Origin of the sequence: Glycomyces niveus (genome assembly GCF_017592475.1) — a bacterium.
GTDB classification, from domain to species: domain Bacteria; phylum Actinomycetota; class Actinomycetes; order Mycobacteriales; family Micromonosporaceae; genus Glycomyces; species Glycomyces niveus.
Genome location: NZ_JAGFNP010000001.1, coordinates 251,422 through 270,878, shown reverse-complemented (window position 1 = coordinate 270,878; position 19,457 = coordinate 251,422). Strand labels below are relative to the sequence as shown.

The 19,457-nt window shown below is 70.5% G+C and carries 17 protein-coding genes; 4 read left to right on the top strand and 13 right to left on the bottom strand.

What is annotated here, in order from left to right:
- Window positions 1-24: 24 nt before the first annotated feature.
- From J5V16_RS01265 to J5V16_RS01220, 10 genes are all read right to left on the bottom strand, one after another.
- Window positions 25-1,524, bottom strand: coding sequence for a penicillin-binding transpeptidase domain-containing protein (locus tag J5V16_RS01265; RefSeq protein WP_208494141.1), 1,500 nt, complete (start codon window positions 1,522-1,524; stop codon window positions 25-27).
- A 223-nt stretch (window positions 1,525-1,747) separates the two neighbouring features.
- Window positions 1,748-4,243, bottom strand: coding sequence for a phenylalanine--tRNA ligase subunit beta (pheT, locus tag J5V16_RS01260; protein ID WP_208494140.1), 2,496 nt, complete (start codon window positions 4,241-4,243; stop codon window positions 1,748-1,750).
- A gap of 3 nt (window positions 4,244-4,246) precedes the next feature.
- Window positions 4,247-5,308, bottom strand: a complete 1,062-nt coding sequence (gene pheS / locus J5V16_RS01255) for a phenylalanine--tRNA ligase subunit alpha (RefSeq protein ID WP_208494139.1) — start codon at window positions 5,306-5,308, stop codon at window positions 4,247-4,249.
- Between the two features lie 23 nt (window positions 5,309-5,331).
- The gene (locus tag J5V16_RS01250; protein ID WP_208494138.1) at window positions 5,332-6,261 is read right to left on the bottom strand and encodes a TrmH family RNA methyltransferase; all 930 of its coding nucleotides are present in this window, start codon (window positions 6,259-6,261) and stop codon (window positions 5,332-5,334) included.
- A 15-nt stretch (window positions 6,262-6,276) separates the two neighbouring features.
- The gene (rplT, locus tag J5V16_RS01245; protein WP_208494137.1) at window positions 6,277-6,660 is read right to left on the bottom strand and encodes a 50S ribosomal protein L20; all 384 of its coding nucleotides are present in this window, start codon (window positions 6,658-6,660) and stop codon (window positions 6,277-6,279) included.
- A 51-nt stretch (window positions 6,661-6,711) separates the two neighbouring features.
- Entirely contained in the window at window positions 6,712-6,906 is a 195-nt protein-coding gene (gene rpmI / locus J5V16_RS01240) for a 50S ribosomal protein L35 (RefSeq protein WP_208494136.1), read from the bottom strand.
- An 82-nt stretch (window positions 6,907-6,988) separates the two neighbouring features.
- Window positions 6,989-7,684, bottom strand: coding sequence for a translation initiation factor IF-3 (gene infC, locus J5V16_RS01235; RefSeq protein WP_243900563.1), 696 nt, complete (start codon window positions 7,682-7,684; stop codon window positions 6,989-6,991).
- Between the two features lie 283 nt (window positions 7,685-7,967).
- Window positions 7,968-8,435: a PH domain-containing protein gene (locus tag J5V16_RS25290; protein WP_208494135.1), complete on the bottom strand. Its 468-nt coding sequence runs from the start codon at window positions 8,433-8,435 to the stop codon at window positions 7,968-7,970.
- Between the two features lie 32 nt (window positions 8,436-8,467).
- The gene (locus J5V16_RS01225; RefSeq protein ID WP_112140276.1) at window positions 8,468-8,863 is read right to left on the bottom strand and encodes a hypothetical protein; all 396 of its coding nucleotides are present in this window, start codon (window positions 8,861-8,863) and stop codon (window positions 8,468-8,470) included.
- A complete protein-coding gene (locus tag J5V16_RS01220; protein WP_208494134.1) occupies window positions 8,860-9,159 on the bottom strand; it encodes a hypothetical protein in 300 nt (99 codons plus the stop codon). Before J5V16_RS01220 ends, J5V16_RS01225 begins: the two co-directional genes overlap by 4 nt.
- 154 nt (window positions 9,160-9,313) lie before the next feature.
- On the opposite strand from J5V16_RS01220, the gene J5V16_RS01215 reads away from it, so the two are divergent.
- From J5V16_RS01215 to J5V16_RS01200, 4 genes are all read left to right on the top strand, one after another.
- Window positions 9,314-10,813, top strand: coding sequence for an aminopeptidase P family protein (locus J5V16_RS01215; RefSeq protein WP_208494133.1), 1,500 nt, complete (start codon window positions 9,314-9,316; stop codon window positions 10,811-10,813).
- 431 nt (window positions 10,814-11,244) lie between these two features.
- Window positions 11,245-13,965 (top strand): aconitate hydratase AcnA, encoded by a 2,721-nt coding sequence (gene acnA / locus J5V16_RS01210; protein WP_408612357.1) that lies wholly within the window; start codon window positions 11,245-11,247, stop codon window positions 13,963-13,965.
- A gap of 239 nt (window positions 13,966-14,204) precedes the next feature.
- Window positions 14,205-14,663 (top strand): DUF3291 domain-containing protein, encoded by a 459-nt coding sequence (locus tag J5V16_RS01205; RefSeq protein WP_208494131.1) that lies wholly within the window; start codon window positions 14,205-14,207, stop codon window positions 14,661-14,663.
- A gap of 61 nt (window positions 14,664-14,724) precedes the next feature.
- A complete protein-coding gene (locus J5V16_RS01200; protein WP_255537180.1) occupies window positions 14,725-15,816 on the top strand; it encodes an NAD(P)-binding domain-containing protein in 1,092 nt (363 codons plus the stop codon).
- Here J5V16_RS01200 and J5V16_RS01195 read toward each other — a convergent pair.
- The 3 genes from J5V16_RS01195 to J5V16_RS01185 form a co-directional block, all read right to left on the bottom strand.
- Complete coding sequence (locus tag J5V16_RS01195) at window positions 15,752-16,645, bottom strand: endonuclease/exonuclease/phosphatase family protein (RefSeq protein ID WP_208494129.1); 894 nt, start codon at window positions 16,643-16,645, stop codon at window positions 15,752-15,754. The two genes, J5V16_RS01200 and J5V16_RS01195, sit on opposite strands and share 65 nt — an antisense overlap.
- Before the next feature lie 40 nt (window positions 16,646-16,685).
- On the bottom strand, window positions 16,686-17,609 hold the full coding sequence (locus J5V16_RS01190) for an endonuclease/exonuclease/phosphatase family protein (RefSeq protein WP_208494128.1): 924 nt from the start codon (window positions 17,607-17,609) through the stop codon (window positions 16,686-16,688).
- Between the two features lie 216 nt (window positions 17,610-17,825).
- Window positions 17,826-19,241, bottom strand: a complete 1,416-nt coding sequence (locus J5V16_RS01185; RefSeq protein WP_208494127.1) for an FAD-dependent monooxygenase — start codon at window positions 19,239-19,241, stop codon at window positions 17,826-17,828.
- Window positions 19,242-19,457 lie beyond the last annotated feature (216 nt).

Sequence of the window (19,457 nt, the reverse complement as noted above, 5' to 3'; positions counted from 1 at the left end):
GAGCACGCACCGTACCACTGCGGCTCAGCAGAAGGGCCAGTTGCAGTCCTCCGTGGTGGACGGTTCCGGGTCGGGTTCCGAGGAGGACGGGGGCTCCGGGTCGGGTTCGGAGGAGGTGGGGCCGGGATCGGGTTCGGCCGCGCTGCTGGTGTCGTCCGCGGACGGCGAGTCGGAGGCGCTGGGCGAGGAGGAGGCGCCGCCGCAGCCCTCGGCGTCGGGGTTGGTCTGGCAGTAGGCGCTGTCGGGGTCGATCTGGCCGTCGTCCCCCACGATGTCCTCGGTCAGGTCCTCGCCTTCGCCGGAGGCGCCCGGCAGCTGCTCGGCCTCGTAGTCGTTGGTCTCGATGGCGGTGTCGATGACGTTGCGCCACAGTCCTATGCCGCCGTCGGCGGCGGCTTCGCCGTTGGCCCAGGCGGCGACGCTCAGCTGCGGTATCGCTCCGACGAACCAGGCCTGCGTGGTCTCGCCGTGGTAGTCGGCGCCCACGCCGAAGAAGTCGCGGTCCTCGATGGCCTCGGCCTCGCCGAGGCCGAGGAACTGGAGGTCCTGGGCGGTGGTCTCGGCGAGGGCCTGGTTGGTGGCGGCGTCCCGCTCGGCGGGGACCTCGTCGTCGCCGGTGTCGATGACCCGCTCGATGAAGTGGGTCTCGGCCTGGAGGCCGCCCGCGGCGATGGTGGCGTAGACGCCGGCCATGTCGACGACGCTGACGGGGTAGGTGCCGAAGTCGGCGGCCTTGAGCCCGCCGTACTCGCCGTTCGCGAGGTCGTAGACGGTGCCCTGGCCGTCGGCGATGGTCCTGAGCCCCATGCCCTTCGCGGTCTCGAGGACGGCTTCGACGCCGTACTTCTCGGCGACGGCGTCCATCGCGCCGGTGCGCGACTCCCGCAAGGCGACGGCGAGGGTGACGTCGGTGTCCTGGTCGCTCCACCACGAATCGATGGAGGCGCCCGCTTCGAGTGCGGTGGCGGCGGTGATCATGTCGAACACCGAGGAGGGCGGGTGGGGCGCGGCGGCACTGACCTGGTCGGCGCCGGAGGCCTGCTCGGCCCCGTAGTAGCAGCGCACCGCGCCGGTGCCGGGTTCGACGGCGACGACGCCCGCTTCATCGGGGGTCTGCTCGGCCGCCTCTTGGAGGGCCTTGTCGAGGGTGAGGACGACGCGGAGGCCGTCGGGCCGGGCGGCCTCGTCGTAGAGCTGGTCGGGGGTGAGGCCGTAGCGGGCCTCGAGTTCGGCGTTGATCTGCTCGACCAGCGAGGGGTGCCGGTCGGCGAAGTCGTCGGGGAGGGCCTGGCCGCCCGCGTACAGGTAGGCGGCGTCCTCCTGGTCGGCCCCGTCGGCGCCTTCGCCTGGGAGATTGCCGAGGACGATGGTCACGCCGATGGCGATCACGAGGCCGACTGCTCCCGCGACGGCGAGGTGGAGCTTGTTCAGTTCGAGGTCGTCGCGCTTGCCTGGCAAGGGGATCGCGATGGCCGTCGCCCCGGCCGCGCGGCGCTTGCCGCTGTAGCCGGAACTCCGGGCCACGGCTCGGCGGTGCCCGGACGAACCGACCTGCTGCGAGCCGGTCCGCCTCCGCCGCCTGCCAACGCGAGAGGGGTTCCCGTTATTCACACCACGTACCTTAAAAGGCGCGGACCAGCCGGTAACCCCCGGCTCTGGGCTTACTGCCCGTAACCGGCTGACACGGACACGCGAATGGGGCGCCCCATCGCACCTGCGATGTTGCGCCCCAGGCGTTTGCAACCGTCTATTCGCGAATGGACGCGCCGAATCGCGCGGCCGCCACGGCGACGGCGGCGTCGCGCACGGCCACGCCCTCCTCGTTCGTGAGCGTCCGGTCGGCGGCGCGCAGCTCGAGCTTGAAGGCGAGCGACTTCTTGCCCTCGCCGAGCTTCGCGTCCCGGTAGACGTCGAAGAGCCGCAGCGAGTCGAGCAGTTCGCCCGCGCCTTCGCGCAGGGCCGCCTCGACCTCGCCCGCCGGGACCTCCTCGCCGAGCACGATCGCCACGTCGATGAGGGTCGCCGGGAAGTGCGAGATCACCGGCGCGGGCGCCAGGCCGGGCAGCGGCAGCGCCGTGAGGTCGAGCTCCATCGCGGCGGTGCGCCGGGGCAGGCCCAGGCGCTCGCAGACCTCGGGGTGCAGCTCGCCGGCGTGGCCGACGACCGCCCCGTCCACGCGCAGCTCCGCGCAGCGGCCCGGATGCCACGGCGCGGCCTCCCCTTGGGCCACTTCGAGCTTCACACCCGAGGCTTCGGCGACGGTCTCGGCGGCCTCGACGGCGTCGGCCCAGTCCACGGCCCGGCCCTGGACGTCGACACCGGACGGCACGTCCTGTCCGCACAGCACCGCGGCCACATGCCGCGGCTGCGCCGGCAGGCGCCGGATCGCGGCCGCGATGGCCTCGTCCTCGGGGCGTTTGGACACCGGCAGCTCGACCACTTCGAGGTCGGACCAGCCCTCGGCGGGCTGGAAGACCAGGCCCTCCTCGAACACTGCGAGGTCCTTCGCGCCGCGCGCCAGGTTGAGGCGCACCGCGTTCACCAGGCTCGCGAGCACGGTGGTGCGCAGCAGCGGCGCGGCGTCGTCGAGCGGGTTGAGCACGGCGACGGCCTCGCGCTGCGGGTCCTTCTCGTCCAGGCCCAGTTCGTCGGCGCGCTCACGCGAGACGAACGGGAACGTGTAGGTCTCGACGAAGCCGCTGTCCGCCAGCGCGCGGGCCACGCGGCGGCGGCGGCGCTGCGAGGAGGTCAGGCCGGTCCCGGCGATCGCGCGCGGGATGCTCGAGGGGATGTGGCCGTAGCCGTGGAGGCGGGCCACCTCCTCGACCAGGTCGGCCGGGTCGGTCAGGTCGGGGCGCCACGAGGCGGGCACGACGGTGAGGACGTCGCCGCCCTCCACGGTGCCTTCCTTGACGACGCCGCCGACGACGGTGCAGCCGGCCGCTTCGAGCATCGAGACGACCAGGTCGCGGTCGTAGTCCACGCCGATGGTCCGCGACGGCAGGTCGACCGGCATCACGATCGGCTCGGCGGGCTCGCGGTGGTCGATGTCGGCCACGGTCTCGACGAGGGTGCCGCCGCCGTACTCGACCAGGAGGTCCGCCGCGCGCTGGGCGGCGATGAGCGTGATCCCTGCGTCCGCGCCGCGCTCGTAGCGCTTGGAGGCCTCGGAGGTCAGCTTGTGCCGCCGCGAGGTGCGGGCGATCGCGGTCGGGTTCCAGTGCGCCGCTTCGATGAGCACGTTGCGGGTGGTCGGCCCGACCTCGGAGGTCTGGCCGCCCATGACGCCGGCGAGCGAGAGCGGGCCGGTGCCGTCGGCGATGACCATGTCCTCGGGGTCGAGCTTGCGCTCCACGTCGTCCAGGGTCTTCAGGGTCTCGCCCGGCTTGGCGCGGCGCACGACCATGACGTCCTCGAGGGCGTCGCGGTCGAAGGCGTGCAGCGGGTGCCCCAGCTCGAGCATGAGGTAGTTCGTGACGTCCACGGCGAGGCCCAGCGGGCGCATCCCGGCCTGGGTGAGCCGCTTGGCCATCCACTCCGGGGACTCGGCGTTGGCGTCCACGTCGCGCACCTCGCGCAGCGTGAACCGCGTGCAGCCGTCGGTCTCGACCCGCACCGGGTAGGGCGGGTGCTCGGTCGCGGCGGGCTCGGCGGCCTTCGACGCCGGGTCGGTGAACGCGACGCCGAGGCGGTGCGCGACCTCGCGGGCGATGCCGCGCACGGAGAAGCAGTAGCCCATGTCCGGGGTGATCGCCAGCTCGAACACGACGTCGTCGAGGCCCACGAGCGGGCGCGCGTCGGCGCCCACTTCGCCCTCGGCGAGGACGATGATGCCCTCGTGGTCGTCGGAGACGCCGAGTTCGCGGGCCGAGCAGATCATGCCGTCCGAGAGGCGGCCGTAGGTCTTGCGAGAGCCGATCTTGAAGCCGCCGGGCAGCTCGGCGCCCGGCAGCGCGACGACGACGAGGTCGCCTTCGGCGAAGTTCCGCGCGCCGCAGATGACCGAGCGCGGCTCGGCCTCGCCGACCTCCACCCAGCAGTGGCGGATCGGCTTCTTGAACTCGGTCAGCTCCTCGATGGAGGCGACGCGGCCGACCACGAGCGGGCCGGAGACGCGGCCGCGCAGGTCGTCGACCTCTTCGACCTCGAGCCCGGCCTCGACCAGGGCGGCGTCGAGCGCCTCCGTGGTCAGGTCCGCGGGCAGGGCGGCGTACTCGGCGAGCCAGGAAACGGGAATCCTCATCGTCTACTCCTCCACCTTCAGCCCGGCGGGGAACCGGACGTCGCCGTCGATGATGTCGCGCAGGTCGGTGATGCCGTGGCGCAGCATGAGCGCGCGCTCGACGCCCATGCCGAACGCGAAGCCCGAGTACACGTCGGGGTCGATCCCGCAGGCGCGCAGCACGCGCGGGTTGACCATGCCGCAGCCGCCCCACTCGATCCAGCGCGGCCCGTCCTTGTGCGCGGCGAACCAGACGTCGACCTCGGCGCTCGGCTCGGTGAACGGGAAGTACGAGGGCCGCAGGCGCGTGATCGCGTCGGGGCCGAAGACCGACTTCGCGAAGTGGTCGAGGGTGCCCTTGAGGTCGGCCATGGTGATGCCCTTGTCGACCACGAGGCCCTCGGTCTGGTGGAACACGGGCGAGTGGGTGGCGTCGACCTCGTCGGTGCGGTACACGCGGCCGGGCGCGACCGTGTAGATCGGCGGCTCCTGCGTGAGCATGGTGTGGATCTGCACGGTCGAGGTGTGGGTGCGCAGCACCATGTTCGAGCCGTACTCGCCCTTGCCGTCGGCGATGTGGAAGGTGTCCATCATGGTCCGGGCCGGGTGGTCCGGGTGGATGTTGAGCGCGTCGAAGTTGAACCACTCGAGCTCGACCTCGGGTCCTTCGCCGATCTCGTAGCCCATGGCCACGAACAGGTCGGCGATGCGGTCCATCTGGACGTTGATCGGGTGGCGGGCGCCTTGGCGGCGGCGGGGCGTGCGCGCGGTGACGTCGACGGTCTCCTCGCGGAGGACGCGGGCGGCCTCGGCCTCTTTCAGGATCGCTTCGCGGGCCTCGAAGATCGCGGTGATCTCGGTGCGGGCGGCGTTGACATTGCGTCCGGCCTCTCCGCGATCCTTGCCCGGGATCGAACCGATGGCCCTGCGGGCCAAGGACACCGGTGCCTTGTCGCCGAGCGTGGCGGATTTGGCGGCGGCGAGTTCTCCAAGGTCGGAGGCGGCCTCGATGATCGCGGCGGCGTCCTTGACGGCCCCGGCGAGGGCCTCGGGCTGGAGCAGGCCAGCCTCATTCTCTGTAGTCATTCGTCTCTCTCCTGGCGGGACCTTTAGGAGTCTAGAAAAGGCACGCGGCTCGGCCGCAGCCCGCCAGAGAGGAAGTGGTCGACTAACGCCACAGCCCGCACCCGGCGGGCTGTATAAATTCGCGGTGGCCGATCGACATGCCACCAGTCTAACTTCCGCCGCTGGGACGCGGCACTCGCGTAAAGGCACACCCCGGCGGCCACGGCCAGGTTCAAGGATTCGGCCTTGCCCCAGATCGGGACGCCGACCTTGCGGTGCGCCAGCGCGGCGGTCTCGTCGTCGAGGCCGTGGGCCTCGGAGCCGAACAGCCACACGGTGGGCGCTTCGAGGTCGCCCGCGGCGTCGAGCGCGTACAGGTCGTCGCCGTCGGCGGCCGCGGCGAGGATCTGGGCGTGCGGGAACAGGTCGAGCGCGTCGCCGGTGTCGGCGGCGCGGACCACGGGCAGGTGGAAGAGGCTCCCGGCGGAGGAGCGCACGCACTTGCCGTTGTAGGGGTCGACCGAGTCGGTGCCGAAGACCACGCAGTCGGCTCCGGCCGCGTCGGCGGCGCGGAGCACCGTGCCGGCGTTGCCGGGGTCGGTGATGCCGTGGAGCACCGCGACCAGAGTCGCCTCTTCGGGGAGGCGCTGATCGAGGAACCGGCAGACCGCGACGAGCCCCTGCGGGGTCACGGTCTCGGCCAGCGCGGCCAGGCCCGCGTCGGTGCACGGGTGCACGTGGGCGCCCGCGGCGACGGCGGCGTCGATCAGGTCCGAGTGGCGCTCGTCGGCGTCGAGGTCGTAGAACAGGTCGACGACGACTCCGGCCGCGACGGCCTCGCGGACGGCCTGGGGGCCTTCGGCGAGGAACCGCCCGGTCTTGTCGCGCTCGCGGCGGCGCTGCAGCTTGCGGGCATTGACAACCCGGGACGATCGCGCGGTGAGCGCGTCCGTCCCGGGTTCATCAAGATGCATCTTTACTGCTCGGCTCTACTGCTCAACCGGGGCGTTGACGTCCTCGGGGAGGGCCTTGCGGGCGACCTCGACGAGGGCGGTGAACGCCGCCGCGTCGTTGACGGCCAGCTCGGCGAGGATCTTGCGGTCCACCTCGACCTCGGCGAGGGACAGGCCCTGCATGAAGCGGTTGTAGGTGATGCCGTTCGCGCGGGCGGCCGCGTTGATGCGGGTGATCCACAGCTTGCGGAACTCGCGCTTGCGGTTCTTGCGGTCGCGGTACGAGTAGGTGTACGAGTGGAGCAGCTGCTCCTTGGCCTTGCGGTACAGGCGCGAGCGCTGCCCGCGGTAACCCTTGGCCTCTTCGAGTACGACGCGGCGCTTCTTCTTGGCGTTCACCGAACGCTTGACGCGTGCCACAGTAAGTCTCCTTGCGTTTAAAGCGGATGGGAAGTCAAACGGAGTGCGGGCTTACTTGCCCAGCAGCTTCCGGACCTGCTTCTGGTCGGCGGGGGCGAGCTCGGTGCGGCCCTGCGCCTTGCGCTTGAAGCGACCGCTCTTGTGCTCCATGAGGTGGTTCTTGCCGGCGCTGCGGCGCATCAGCTTGCCGGAGCCGGTCACCTTGAACCGCTTCTTGGCACCGCTGTGGGTCTTCATCTTCGGCATCGTGCTTCTCCTCTGTGTTCAATGCCGGTCGGGGGCGGGCGCGCGCGGGCGCCCGCTTCCGGCCGGTGAGTGGTGCTCGGGGTCAGGCCTCGGGCGTCGTCTCGGCTGGCGTCTCCGCGGGCTGCTCCGAGGGAGCTTCCGCGGGTGCCTCCGAGGCCGCCGCTTCGGCCGGTTCGGCGTCGCCGCCGCGTCCGCCCTTACGTCCGCCGCCGCTCTTGGCGATCTCGCCCTTGGGGCGGATCGGGGCGACGACCATGATCATGTTGCGGCCGTCCTGCTTGGCGGCCGATTCGATGATCGCGAGGTCGGCGAGCTCTTCCGCGAGCTTGTCCAGCAGGCGCCGGCCGAGCTCGGGGCGCGACTGCTCGCGACCGCGGAACATGATCGTGATCTTGACCTTGTCGCCGGCCGTGAGGAACCGCACGATGTGACCCTTTTTGGTCTCGTAGTCGTGCTTGTCGATCTTCGGCCGGAGCTTCATCTCTTTGATGACGGTCTGCTGCTGGTTGCGGCGCGAGGCACGGGCCTTCTGAGCGGACTCGTACTTGTACTTGCCGTAGTCCATGAGCTTGCAGACCGGCGGACGGGCGGTGGGTGCGACTTCGACCAGGTCCAGGTCGACGTCGGCGGCCAGTTGCAGGGCTTTGTCGATCGACACGATGCCGACCTGTTCCCCTGCCGGGCCGACCAGGCGCACTTCCTTGGTCCGAATCTGGTCGTTAATACGCAGATCGCTGATGGGGCCTCCTTGGTTCGCGATTCTCGCTGATGTCAACATCAGCGCCCCTGTGGCTGTTCCGGTCGTCGGGGCGGGAGCCCCGGCGGCTTGTCGTGCAAGCGTGACCCAGCACAGGCCTCACGCGTGTGAGGTCCCCAAAAGAAAAGACCCCGGCGTCAGCCAGGGTCCACTCCAAGGGCACGGCGATCTCGTCGCCGTACGTGACCCGTTCACCTGTCGGCTCCCCCTAGGGGGTCCCGGCTGCGGGTGGGAGCTGGACTCCGCTTGCGGCACCGCGCGCCATGCGAGATGGCCCGGTGCGATCGACACGCAATACTAGCACCTAGCTGCGGGACTGCTCCAAGAGCGCTCGCAGGTGTTTGATCGCCGCCACAGCGCGGGCCTTGTCGCTGACCTGGATCGCCATGATGGACATCTCGTCGTCGTCCGCGAGTTCCACGGTGGCCCAAGTCATCTTGTCCGTGAAATTGAGGGCGGTGACGACCTGCCAGGGGAAGTAGCGCTTCGATGCGACGTTGGTCACCTCGATGCCCTTCTCGTCGGCGCGGACGCGCAGGCGCAGGAAGCTGAGGGCGATGCCGGCGCCGATGACGCCGAGGCCGATCATGCCCGCCTGGTCGACCCAGGTGACGGCGCCGCCTTCGTAGGTCTGGCTGCCGAGGGTGAACGACAGGGCGGTGAAGCCGCCGAACGCCACGGCGGCGCCGATCCAGGCCCCGATGCGGGACTTGCGGGGCCGGTAGTCCAGTTGGCCGAGATCGCTCATGGTCTGCTCCTGTGCGGCGGTCACGTCCACCCCTCCATTGTCCGTCGGTCCTCGGCTCAAGGCAATTGGTCGATCTCGAGGCTCGAGTCGAATGCAAGCAGCGTCTTCGGCTCGCCCGTCACGATGGGCCAGCCGGGGCGGTTCAGGCCACACCACGCGACGTGCCCGGCGGCGATGTTCCCGTGCTGGCGCGAGCGCGAGAGCATGAGGCCGACGTCGCGGGCGGACTTCTGGTCGAGGTCCATGACGACGGTGACGGGCAGGCCGAGGAGGACGAGGAGGGCGTCGCGGTCGCGGCGGCGGGCCTGGGACCAGGCCTCGGCGAGGGCCCCGGAGGGGATCGCGAGGACCACGTTCTGCTCGAGGGCGGTGAAGACGACGGCCTGCGGGTAGGGCATGGAGGTCGCGAAACCGACGATGGCGGACACGTCCAGGATGCGGCCGCCGATCACGCTCTGCCCTCGCCGTCTCTGTCGTCGACGCCGAGGACTTCGCGGGCCCAGGCCAGGTGCTCGGCGCTGGGGGCGTGGCCCTTGCGCTCGAAGAGGTCCTGCAGCTCGGTGAGGGAGCGGTCGCGTTCGAGGCGCTCGGCCACGGCCGCGGCGACGTACTCGTCCACCGAGGGGGCCCGGCCGACCGCGACGAGGCGGCGGATCTGCTCGAGCTGGTCGGCGCCGAGGGTGACACCGGAACGCCCGGCCCCCGCCCCGGCGGGGGGATTGAGCGACGAATTGGCGCGATCGGTCACGATTTCCAGGGTAGCGGTGGCCCCGGCGTCGCTACTAGCCGCCGTCGCCGTCTCACACCAGTAGTACGGTCGTGTTGAGGCACATCCACCTCATGCGGCGACGCCTGCGAGCCGATCATCGGAGCAGGCGCAACACGGTTGGGAAGGACCTGTCATGGCTGAGAAGAAGTCCGGCGAGCGGCCCCACGACCCCAAGTTCCCCGAGAAGTTCCTGAACTTCATGCGCACGGGTTGGGGCGCGTCGGAACTCGACGTGGCCGAGTCGGCGCAGGCGGCCTACACGGCCCGCCGCCGCGAGGCGGTCTCCGCGGCCTTCCCGGGCGAGACCGTCGTGGTCCCCACGGGCGCCGAGAAGACCCGCTCGAACGACACCTTCTTCCGCTTCCGCGCGGGCTCGGACTTCGCGTGGCTCACCGGCGACCTCGACCCCGAGGGCGTGCTCGTCCTGCACCCCAACGGCACGGCGGGCCACGACGCGGTGCTGTACCGCCGCCCGCGCAAGGGCACCGACTCCGACGAGTTCTTCCGCTCCGCGAAATACGGCGAGCTGTGGATCGGCCGCAAGCGGTCGCTGCAGGAGACGAGCATCGAGCTGGGCGTCGAAGTCCGCGACGTGGAGCGGCTCGAGAGCGAGCTGCAGGGCGTCGAGCGCGGCAAGGCGCGCGTGCTGCGCGGCTTCGACGCGGGCGTGGACGCGCTGTTCGCGGCCGAGGAGCCGGGCAGGGACGCCGACGGGCACCCGCAGCCGACCCGCGACGGCGAACTCGCCGCGGTGCTCTCGGAGCTGCGACTGGTCAAGGACGCGTGGGAGCTCGAGCAGCTGCAGGACGCCATCGACATCACGGTGCGCGGCTTCGAGGACGTGGCGCGCATCCTGCCTTCGAACGGCTCCATCCCCGAGCGGACTCTGGAGGGCGTGTTCGGGCTGCGATCGCGCCTCGAGGGCAACGGCCTCGGCTACGACTCGATCGTGGGCGCGGGCTCGCACGCCACGACGCTGCACTGGATCACCAACGACGGGCGCACCACGCCGGGCGAGCTGATCCTCATGGACATGGGCGTGGAGAACAACCACCTCTACACCGCGGACGTCACCCGGACCCTGCCGGTGAGCGGCACGTTCACGCCGCTGCAGCGCGAGGTGTACGACATCGTGCACGCCTCGCAGCAGGCGGGCATGGACGTCATCAAGCCCGGCACCGAGTTCCAGGAGATCCACCAGACCTGCATGCGGGTCCTGGCCGAGGGCCTCAAGGGACTCGGGGTCCTGCCCGGCTCGGTCGACGAGGCCCTGGACAAGGACTCGCTCATCTACCGCCGCTGGACCCTGCACGGCTTCGGCCACATGCTCGGCCTCGACGTGCACGACTGCGCGAACTCCCGCCCCGAGCACTACTACCGGGGCGCGGTGCAGGAGGACTACGTGCTCACCGTCGAGCCGGGCCTGTACTTCCAGGCCAACGACGAGCTGGTCCCCGAGGAGCTGCGCGGCGTCGGCATCCGCATCGAGGACGACGTGCGGGTCACCGCCGAGGGCTGCGAGAACCTCTCGGCCGGGCTCCCGCGCACGGCCGACGACGTCGAGTCCTGGCTCGGCGAGCAGCGCCAGGCGGGACCTCGCTTGGCGACGCTTGCGAGCCATAAGTTTGACTAGTTTGGCGGTGTAACCGCAGGCAGCGACGTGAATCCCCGGGTCGGTGACGGCCCAGTGGGCACGGCGCGTATAGTCCGAATTAAGACTTATATCCACCGCACCGGGCCGGCGGCGGCGAGCATCACCGCACACCAACCGCGAACCGCCGCCGGCCTTCAAACCCCGCAGTGCGGCCCGGTTCGCGGACCTCCTTGAAATCCCAAGCGCCGCAGGGCTTCACGGCACCACTGTGTCCGTGGAGCCGTGCCGCGGCACCGGCTTAGGCTCGGCTAAGGACCCCTCGCCATGCACCGGGTGATACAGTTGGAACCGTTAAATAAGACGGACGTACTGTTTATGAGCGGTCCACTCTCCGCGACCTCGGTTCCCTGGCCTTGAGGGTGCGGCAGACTGAGACCGATCTTCAGTTCTGAAACCAAGGAGCTCTCATGGTGAGCACGGACTCCTTCGGCGCCCGCGAGACGCTGCGGGTCGGCGAAAACGACTACGACATCTTCCGCATCGACAAGGTGGAAGGCCACGAACGCCTCCCCTACAGCCTCAAGGTCCTCCTCGAGAACCTGCTGCGCAACGAGGACGGCGCGGACATCACCGCCGACCACATCCGGGCGCTCGGCTCCTGGGACCCCAACGCCAAGCCCAACACCGAGATCCAATTCACGCCCGCCCGCGTGATCATGCAGGACTTCACCGGCGTCCCCTGCGTCGTCGACCTCGCCACCATGCGCGAGGCCGTGCGCGACCTCGGCGGCGACCCGTCCAAGATCAACCCCCTCGCGCCCGCCGAGATGGTCATCGACCACTCCGTGATCGTCGACTTCTTCGGCCACCCGGACTCCTTCCAGCGCAACGTGGAGCGCGAGTACGAACGCAACCGCGAGCGCTACCAGTTCCTGCGCTGGGGCCAGACCGCGTTCGACGAGTTCAAGGTCGTCCCGCCCGGCACCGGCATCGTCCACCAGGTCAACATCGAGCACCTGGCCCGCGTCGTCATGACCCGCGACGGCGTCGCCTACCCCGACACCTGCGTCGGCACCGACTCGCACACCACCATGGAGAACGGCATCGGCGTCCTCGGCTGGGGCGTCGGCGGCATCGAGGCCGAGGCCGCGATGCTCGGCCAGCCGATCTCCATGCTCATCCCGCGCGTCGTCGGCTTCAAGCTCTCCGGGGACCTCCCGGCCGGCACCACCGCCACCGACCTGGTGCTCACCATCACCGAGATGCTGCGCGACCACGGCGTCGTCGGCAAGTTCGTCGAGTTCTACGGCGAAGGCGTGGCTTCCGTGCCCGTCGCCGACCGCTCCACCCTCGGCAACATGGCCCCCGAGTTCGGCTCCACCTGCGGCATCTTCCCGATCGACGAGCGCACCGTCGACTACCTGCGCCTCACCGGCCGCAGCGACGAGCAGATCGCCCTCGTCGAGGCCTACGCCAAGGCCCAGGGCATGTGGCACGACCCGTCCAAGGAGGCCCAGTACTCCGAGTACCTGGAGCTCGACCTCTCCACCGTCGTGCCCTCCATCGCCGGCCCCAAGCGCCCGCAGGACCGCATCCAGCTCGACCGCGCCGGCCACCAGTGGCGCCGCGACGTCGCCAACTACGTCACCGACGAGGCCGGCGAGGAGTCCTTCCCGGGCTCGGACGCCCCGGCCCAGAAGGCCAACGGCGACCGCCCGCACAACCCGCAGACCGTCAAGACCGAGGCCGGCGAGTTCGAGCTCGACCACGGCGCCGTCGTGATCGCCGCAATCACCTCGTGCACCAACACCTCCAACCCGTACGTCATGGTCGGCGCGGGCCTCCTCGCCAAGAACGCCGTCGAGGCCGGCCTGCTCACCAAGCCGTGGGTCAAGACCTCCCTCGCGCCGGGCTCGCAGGTCGTCACCGGCTACCTCACCCGAGCCGGGCTCTCCCCGTACCTCGACAAGCTCGGGTTCAACCTGGTCGGCTACGGCTGCACCACCTGCATCGGCAACTCCGGCCCGCTCCCCGAGGAGACCTCGGCCGCGGTCCAGGCCGGCGACCTCGCCGTCGCGGCGGTCCTCTCGGGCAACCGCAACTTCGAAGGCCGCATCAACCCCGACGTCAAGATGAACTACCTGGCCTCCCCGCCGCTGGTCGTCGCCTACGCGCTCGCCGGCTCGATGGACCTCAACCTGACGTCGGACCCGATCGGCAAGGGCAAGGACGGCCAGGACGTCTACCTGCGCGACATCTGGCCCTCCTTCGAGGACATCCGCGAGGTCGTCGACGGCAACATCGGCCGCGACATGTTCCTCAAGGAGTACGCCTCCGTCTTCGACGGCGACGAGACCTGGCAGTCCCTGCCGATCCCGACCGGCAACACCTTCGAGTGGGACGACGCCTCGACCTACGTGCGCAAGGCCCCCTACTTCGACGGCATGCCGGCCACCCCGGCCCCCGTCGAGGACATCACGGGCGCCCGCGTCATGGCGAAGCTCGGGGACTCGGTCACGACCGACCACATCTCCCCCGCCGGCTCCATCAAGGCCGACTCGCCCGCCGGCGAGTACCTGAAGGCCCAGGGCGTCAGCCCGAAGGACTTCAACTCCTACGGCTCGCGCCGCGGCAACCACGAGGTCATGGTCCGCGGCACCTTCGCGAACATCCGCCTGCGCAACCAGCTCGCGCCGGGCACCGAGGGCGGCTGGACCCGCGACTTCACCCAGGCCGGCGGCCCGGTCGCGACCATCTACGACGCCTGCCAGAACTACGCCGCCGAGGGCACCCCGCTGGTCGTCTTCGCCGGCAAGGAGTACGGCACCGGCTCCAGCCGCGACTGGGCCGCGAAGGGCACCCGCCTGCTGGGCGTCAAGGCCGTCATCGCCGAGTCGTACGAGCGCATCCACCGCTCGAACCTCATCGGCATGGGCGTCCTGCCGCTCCAGTTCCCCGAGGGCGAGTCGCACCACAGCCTCGGCCTGACCGGCGAGGAGACCGTCTCGATCGCGGGCGTCACCGCGATCAACGACGGCATCCCCGCCACGGTCACCGTGACCGCCGAGAGCCCCGACGGCACCGTCACGACCTTCGAGGCCGTGGTCCGCCTGGACACCCCGGGCGAGGCCGAGTACTACCGCAACGGCGGCATCCTCCAGTACGTCCTGCGCGGACTGCTGGCGGAGTAACCGCCTTGAGCGAATGAGAGGGGCGGGCCGCTGGCCCGCCCCTCTTCCCTTGCCCCCCAAGAGGAACCGTGACCGACCACGCCCGCTACCGCGACCCGCGCGGCGCCCCGCCGTTCGGCAACCGCCTCGAATTCCCGACACCCCTCGCGGACTGAACCGAAAACCCGGTCGACTGGGTTGCGACTGGGATTCGGGCGCGGGCGTTGACGACCCGCGCGGGGCGCTGGCAGTCTCAGGGCATGACTGCGGGATACGAACTGGCGCAAGTGAACATCGGGCGGATGCGCGCGCCCCTCGATTCGCCGGTGATGAAGGACTTCATGGACGGCCTCGCGGAGGTCAACGCCGCCGCGGACGCCGCACCGGGCTTCGTGTGGCGGCTCGTGGACGGCGAGGGCGACGGCGCCACCGGGTTCCGGTTCTGGGGCGACGAATGGCTCATCGTCAACATGTCGGTGTGGACCGGCCCCGAGGCGTTCCGCGAGTACGTCTACGGCCCCGCGCACCGGCCGTTCCTCCAGCGCCGCCGCGAATGGTTCGAGCACCTGAAAGAGGCGGTCACCGCGCTGTGGTGGGTGCCCGCGGGCGAGCGGCCCACGGTCCAGGACGCCGAGAAGCGGCTCACCGTCTTGCGGGAGAAAGGCCCGAGCCCCGAGGCCTTCACGATGAAGGACGCCTTCCCAGCGCCGGAGGCATAGGGAAGGCACGGGCGTGAAGGGGCTCACCCGGCGGAATCCCGCCCGCGCCGGAACCGTTCCACTGAAGGTGCAGCGCGAAGTCGAAGTAGCCGTGATCGGGGCCGGCCAGGCCGGCCTCTCCGCCGCCTACTTCCTGCGGCGGCACTTCGAGCCCGAGACCGGGTTCGTCGTCCTCGACCACGCCCCGCACGCGGGCGGCGCGTGGCAGTTCCGCTGGCCCACACTGACCTTCGAGACCGTGAACGGGGTGTACCGGCTGCCGGGCATGGACGTGCCCGAACCCGACCCGTCCACCCCGGTCTCCGGCGTGATCGCCCGGTACTTCGCCGACTACGAGCGCGAGTTCGACCTGCGGGTCCGCCGACCCGTCTCCGTCGCCGCAGTGCGTTCGCTTCCCGACAAGCGGCTCGAGCTCGTCACCGACCAGGGCACCTGGATCGCCAGGGCGCTCGTCAACGCCACCGGCACCTGGGAGCGCCCGTTCTGGCCCCGCTACGCCGGGCAGGACCACTTCAACGGGCGGCAGCTGCACACCGCCCAGTACCGCGGGCCGTGGGAGTTCGAGGGCCGGCGCGTCGCCGTCGTCGGCGGCGGGATCTCGGCGATCCAGCACCTGATGGAGATCGCCCCGCTCGCCGCGTCCACCCACTGGTTCACCCGGCGCGAACCGCGCTGGCGCTCAGGGGATTTCAATCCGGACCGGGGCCGCGAGGCGGTCGCGATGGTCGAGGAGCGGGTGCGGCGCGGGCTGCGGCCGCAGTCGGTCATCAGCGTCACGGGCGTGCCGCTGACGCCCGCGATCCGGGCCGCGCGCGAGTCGGGCGTGCTCGTCCGCTCGCCGATGTTCGACGCGATCACCCCTGAGGGCCTTCGCTGGGACGACGGCCGGTTCGTGCCGGTCGACACGATCCTGTGGGCGACCGGGTTCCGGGCGGCGCTCGACCACCTCGCGCCGCTGAAACTGCGCGGTCCCGGCGGCGGCATCGTCATGGACGGCACCAGGGTCGCGGCCGATCCGCGCGTGCACCTGGTGGGCTACGGCCCCACGGCCAGCACCGTGGGGGCGAACCGGGCCGGGCGGGCGGCGGTCAGCGAGATCCGGGAGTTCCTGGGTGTGGGGCCCGCTGCGGCTCGCGCCGGGGCACGAGTCTGAGCACGGCCTGGACCGGCCAGTGGTCGGAGGGGGTCAGGCCGCCTTCGGTGTAGGCGTTCACGCCGACCCGGTGGACCTCGACGCCGCAGTCATCGCTCGGCCGGGTCAGGATCCAGTCCATGCGGGTCGGGCCTTCGACCGGCCCGGGCCGCCAGCGGTTGTATGTGGCCCAGTTGGGGGTCGCGCGCTCGGCCGCGGTCTCCCAGGTGTCCTCGAGGCCACCGCCGGTGAGGGTGCGGTAGGTCGCGGAGTCGGGGCCGCAGTTGAAGTCCCCCGCGACGATCACCGGGTCGAGGAAGCGTTCGACAGTGCGCAGGAGGATGCCCGCGCCCTTGCGGCGGGCCTTCTCGGAGCGGTGGTCGAAGTGGTTGTCGACCACGTAGAAGCGGCTGCCGGTCACGCGGTCCTCCAGGTGGACCCAGGTGAGCATCCGGATGGTGCCGCTGCCCCAGTTGCGCGAGCCGATCACGTTGGGGTGCTTGGAGAGCCAGAGGTGGTCGTATTCGAGCGGGGAGAGCCGGGCGGCGTCCCAGAGGATCGCGGTGGCCTCGCTGCGGGACCCGCCGCCGCGGCCGAGGTGGACCCAGTCGTAGCCGTCGAGGTCCTCGCGCAGTTCCAGGAGTTGGCGGAAGCGGCCTTCCTGGGTGCAGATGACGGAGGGGAGCTCGTTCTCGAGGACGGCCTTCACGAGGGGGCGGCGGCGCCACCAGGAGTGCGGGGCGCGGCCGGAGGCGGACTTGAGGTTGTAGGTCATGACGTGCAGCAGCGGCGGCTCGACGGGGCCCAGGAGCGGGTGGCCCGGCGGGGCGGCGATCAGCGCGTCGTTCATGTCCTCAAAATATCCGCGCCGCCGCCGCCCCGCCGACCGTTTAGGGGAGCTCGATGAGCGCCTGCGCCGCCCAGTGGTCGGAGGGTGTGCGCCCGTCCTTGGCGTAGGTGTTCACGCCCGCCTTGAGAATCCGCACGTCGGGGGTGGTGAGGATCCAGTCGATGCGCCGCTCTTCCTCGCTGGGGACGGGATTCCAGCCGTTCCAGGTGCCGTACACGGGTGTCACCTGCTCCTCGGCGGCGAGCATGGTGTCGACGAGTCCGCCGTCGGTGAGGATCGTGTAGGTCGGGGTGTCGGGGACCTGGTTGAAGTCGCCCGCGCAGACCACCGGGACGCCGGCCTCGGCCCAGGGCGCGATGACGTCGAGGTTCATCTGCGCGCCCTTCTGGCGGGCGGGCTCGGACTGGTGGTCGAAGTGGTTGTTGACCGCGTAGAACTCCCGGCCGGTGCGCAGGTCGAGGAAGCGGACCCAGGTGAGCATCCGGACGACGTTGTTGCCCCAGTTCTTGGAGCCGATGAGCAGCGGGGTGTCCGAGAGCCACAGGTGGTCGTACTCGAGGGCCTTGAGGCGGCGGCGGTCCCAGAAGACCGCGGTGGCCTCGCTCTTGGAGCCGCCGAGGCGGCCGAGGTGGATCCAGTCGTGGTCCTTGAGGTCTTCGAGGACGTCCTGGTTCTGGCCGTACAGGCCCTCCTGTGTGAACAGGACGGTGGGGCGCTCGCGCCACAGGACGGTCTTGACGAGCGGGCGGCGCTCGTCCCAGGTGCGGGGCGAGGGGTCGCCGCCCTCGTACCGGAGGTTGAAGGTGATGAGGTGGAGCTGGTCGCCCCGGGCGGGGCCGATGAGGTTGGCGCCGAAGGACTCCTGGGCTTCGGCGGCGGTGGCGAGGGCGCCGGAGGCGACGGCGGTGGCGCCGACCGCGATGCCAACACCGAGGATATTCCGTCTACTGAGGATGGTGGTCATGGAACCTCTATATCTCAGGATGAAACCGGGTGGAAGGCAAGTCAACGACAAATGCCGCGTTCCGAACACCCTCAACCGGTGAACACGCGATGAATGCACCTCGGCCCCATGTGGAACGCCCGCCCCTCGCCCCGGTGCCGCCGACCGTCCTCAAGCGGCGGACGCGGGGACGGCGGCGGGCCGGGTGGCCCGCCGCCGTCGTGGTGGTGTCCGGTGTCAGCTCTTGCCCGCGCAGGTCTCCAGGTAGGCGCGGATCGCGGCAGGGTCGTCCTCCCCGGCCCAGCCGATGTAGGCGTCGGGGCGGACGATCTTGACGATGCCGTCGGGGGCGGCCGAGTCGGCGTCGGCCACGAAGCCGGCCGCGTAGGACTCGGCGCTGTCGAGGACCACGAACTTCCCGCCGCGCAGGGCCTCGTAGAGGCGGGTGCCGTCGGCGAGGGCGATGTCGTTGGCGCGGTGGCCGACGAGGGCGTCCTCGCCCTTCTCGTGTCCGTAGTGGATGCCGACGCCCGAGATCATGCCCATCGCCTTGGCCTCGATCGGCTTGATGTGCAGGGCGGTGGCGGCGGCGAGCCCGCCGATGGCGGCCTTGATCTTCGAGCGCTCGGCGGCGAGGCGGATGATGGCGCCGCTGGAGCGGAGCACGGCCTTGCCCACGGGGTGGCGTTCGCCGTTGTAGGTGTCGAGGAGGGCCGGGTCGGCGCCCCTGAGGACGGCGGCGAGCTTCCAGGAGAGGTTGGCGGCGTCCTGGAGGCCGGTGTTCATGCCCTGGCCGCCCGCCGGGGAGTGGCAGTGGGCGGCGTCGCCGGCGAGGAAGACGTTGCCGTCGCGGTAGTTCGGGACCTGGCGCTCGTCGGAGTGGAAGCGGGAGATCCAGCGGGGGTCGTGCATGCCGAAGTCGGTGCCGAAGGCGAGCCGCGCGGCCTCCTTGACCTCGTCGAGTTCGATCGGCTCGTCGTCGCCCTTCTGGTCGGCCGAGTTCCAGGCGAAGACGCGCCAGTACTCGTCGCCGAAGGTGGCGACGAAGCAGAAGGCGCCGTTGATGCCCTGGATGGCGGGGCTCTCGGCGGGCGGTTCGGCGAGCTTCACGTCCGCGAGCATGATCGACTTCAGGACGGCCTCGCCGGGGTAGGGCATGCCGATCGCCTGCCGCACGGCGGATTTGACGCCGTCCGCGCCGACGACGTAGGAGGCGGTGTAGTCCCCCGCCTCGGTGTGCAGGGTGACTTGGCCTCCGGCCTGCTCGAGTCCGGTCACCTTGCGGTCGTAGAGGATCGCGGCCCCGGCGGCGAGGGCGCGGCGCCGCAACACTGCCTCCACATTGTACTGCGGGGTCATGAGGAGGTAGGGGAAGCGGGTCTCGAGGTCGGCGAGGTGGAGGGTGACGCGGTTGAACAGGCGGATGCCGGGTAGCTGCGCGCCGCCGTAGGCGATGAGCTCTTCGGCGAGGCCGCGGGCGTCGAACTCCTCGAGGGTGCGGGCGTGGACGCCGAAGGCCCGGGAGAGGTTCGAGATCTTCTCACCGCGTCCTTCGAGGACGATGACGTTGACGCCGACTTCGGCGAGGTCACCGGCCAGGAGCAGGCCGGTGGGCCCGGCTCCGACGACGATGACTTCGGCTTGCGTTGACATGCCGCTCTCCTTCACTGGGGGTGCGAGGCAATTAATTCATCACCTGATGAATTCAAGGTAGGGCAAAGAGCGCCCGAAGGGAAGCCCAACGGGCGCTTTGTGATCCAGGAGATAAAAGAAGCCGGGGACGGCTCAGGGCCGCGGGAGGTGAGAGACCCGCGGCCCTGGTTCGTACTGCCAAAGAAAGGTTAGCATAACCTAACTTATCGGCTCCAG

Coding starts and splice junctions, on each gene's coding strand:
- J5V16_RS01205 (WP_208494131.1), top strand. CDS start 14,205: ATGACTGCGGGATACGAACTGGCGCAAGTGAACATCGGGCGGATGCGC.
- J5V16_RS01190 (WP_208494128.1), bottom strand. CDS start 17,609: ATGACCACCATCCTCAGTAGACGGAATATCCTCGGTGTTGGCATCGCG.
- J5V16_RS01195 (WP_208494129.1), bottom strand. CDS start 16,645: ATGAACGACGCGCTGATCGCCGCCCCGCCGGGCCACCCGCTCCTGGGC.
- pheT (WP_208494140.1), bottom strand. CDS start 4,243: ATGAGGATTCCCGTTTCCTGGCTCGCCGAGTACGCCGCCCTGCCCGCG.
- pheS (WP_208494139.1), bottom strand. CDS start 5,308: ATGACTACAGAGAATGAGGCTGGCCTGCTCCAGCCCGAGGCCCTCGCC.
- J5V16_RS01215 (WP_208494133.1), top strand. CDS start 9,314: ATGGCTGAGAAGAAGTCCGGCGAGCGGCCCCACGACCCCAAGTTCCCC.
- infC (WP_243900563.1), bottom strand. CDS start 7,684: ATGTTGACATCAGCGAGAATCGCGAACCAAGGAGGCCCCATCAGCGAT.
- J5V16_RS01185 (WP_208494127.1), bottom strand. CDS start 19,241: ATGTCAACGCAAGCCGAAGTCATCGTCGTCGGAGCCGGGCCCACCGGC.
- J5V16_RS01250 (WP_208494138.1), bottom strand. CDS start 6,261: ATGCATCTTGATGAACCCGGGACGGACGCGCTCACCGCGCGATCGTCC.
- rpmI (WP_208494136.1), bottom strand. CDS start 6,906: ATGCCGAAGATGAAGACCCACAGCGGTGCCAAGAAGCGGTTCAAGGTG.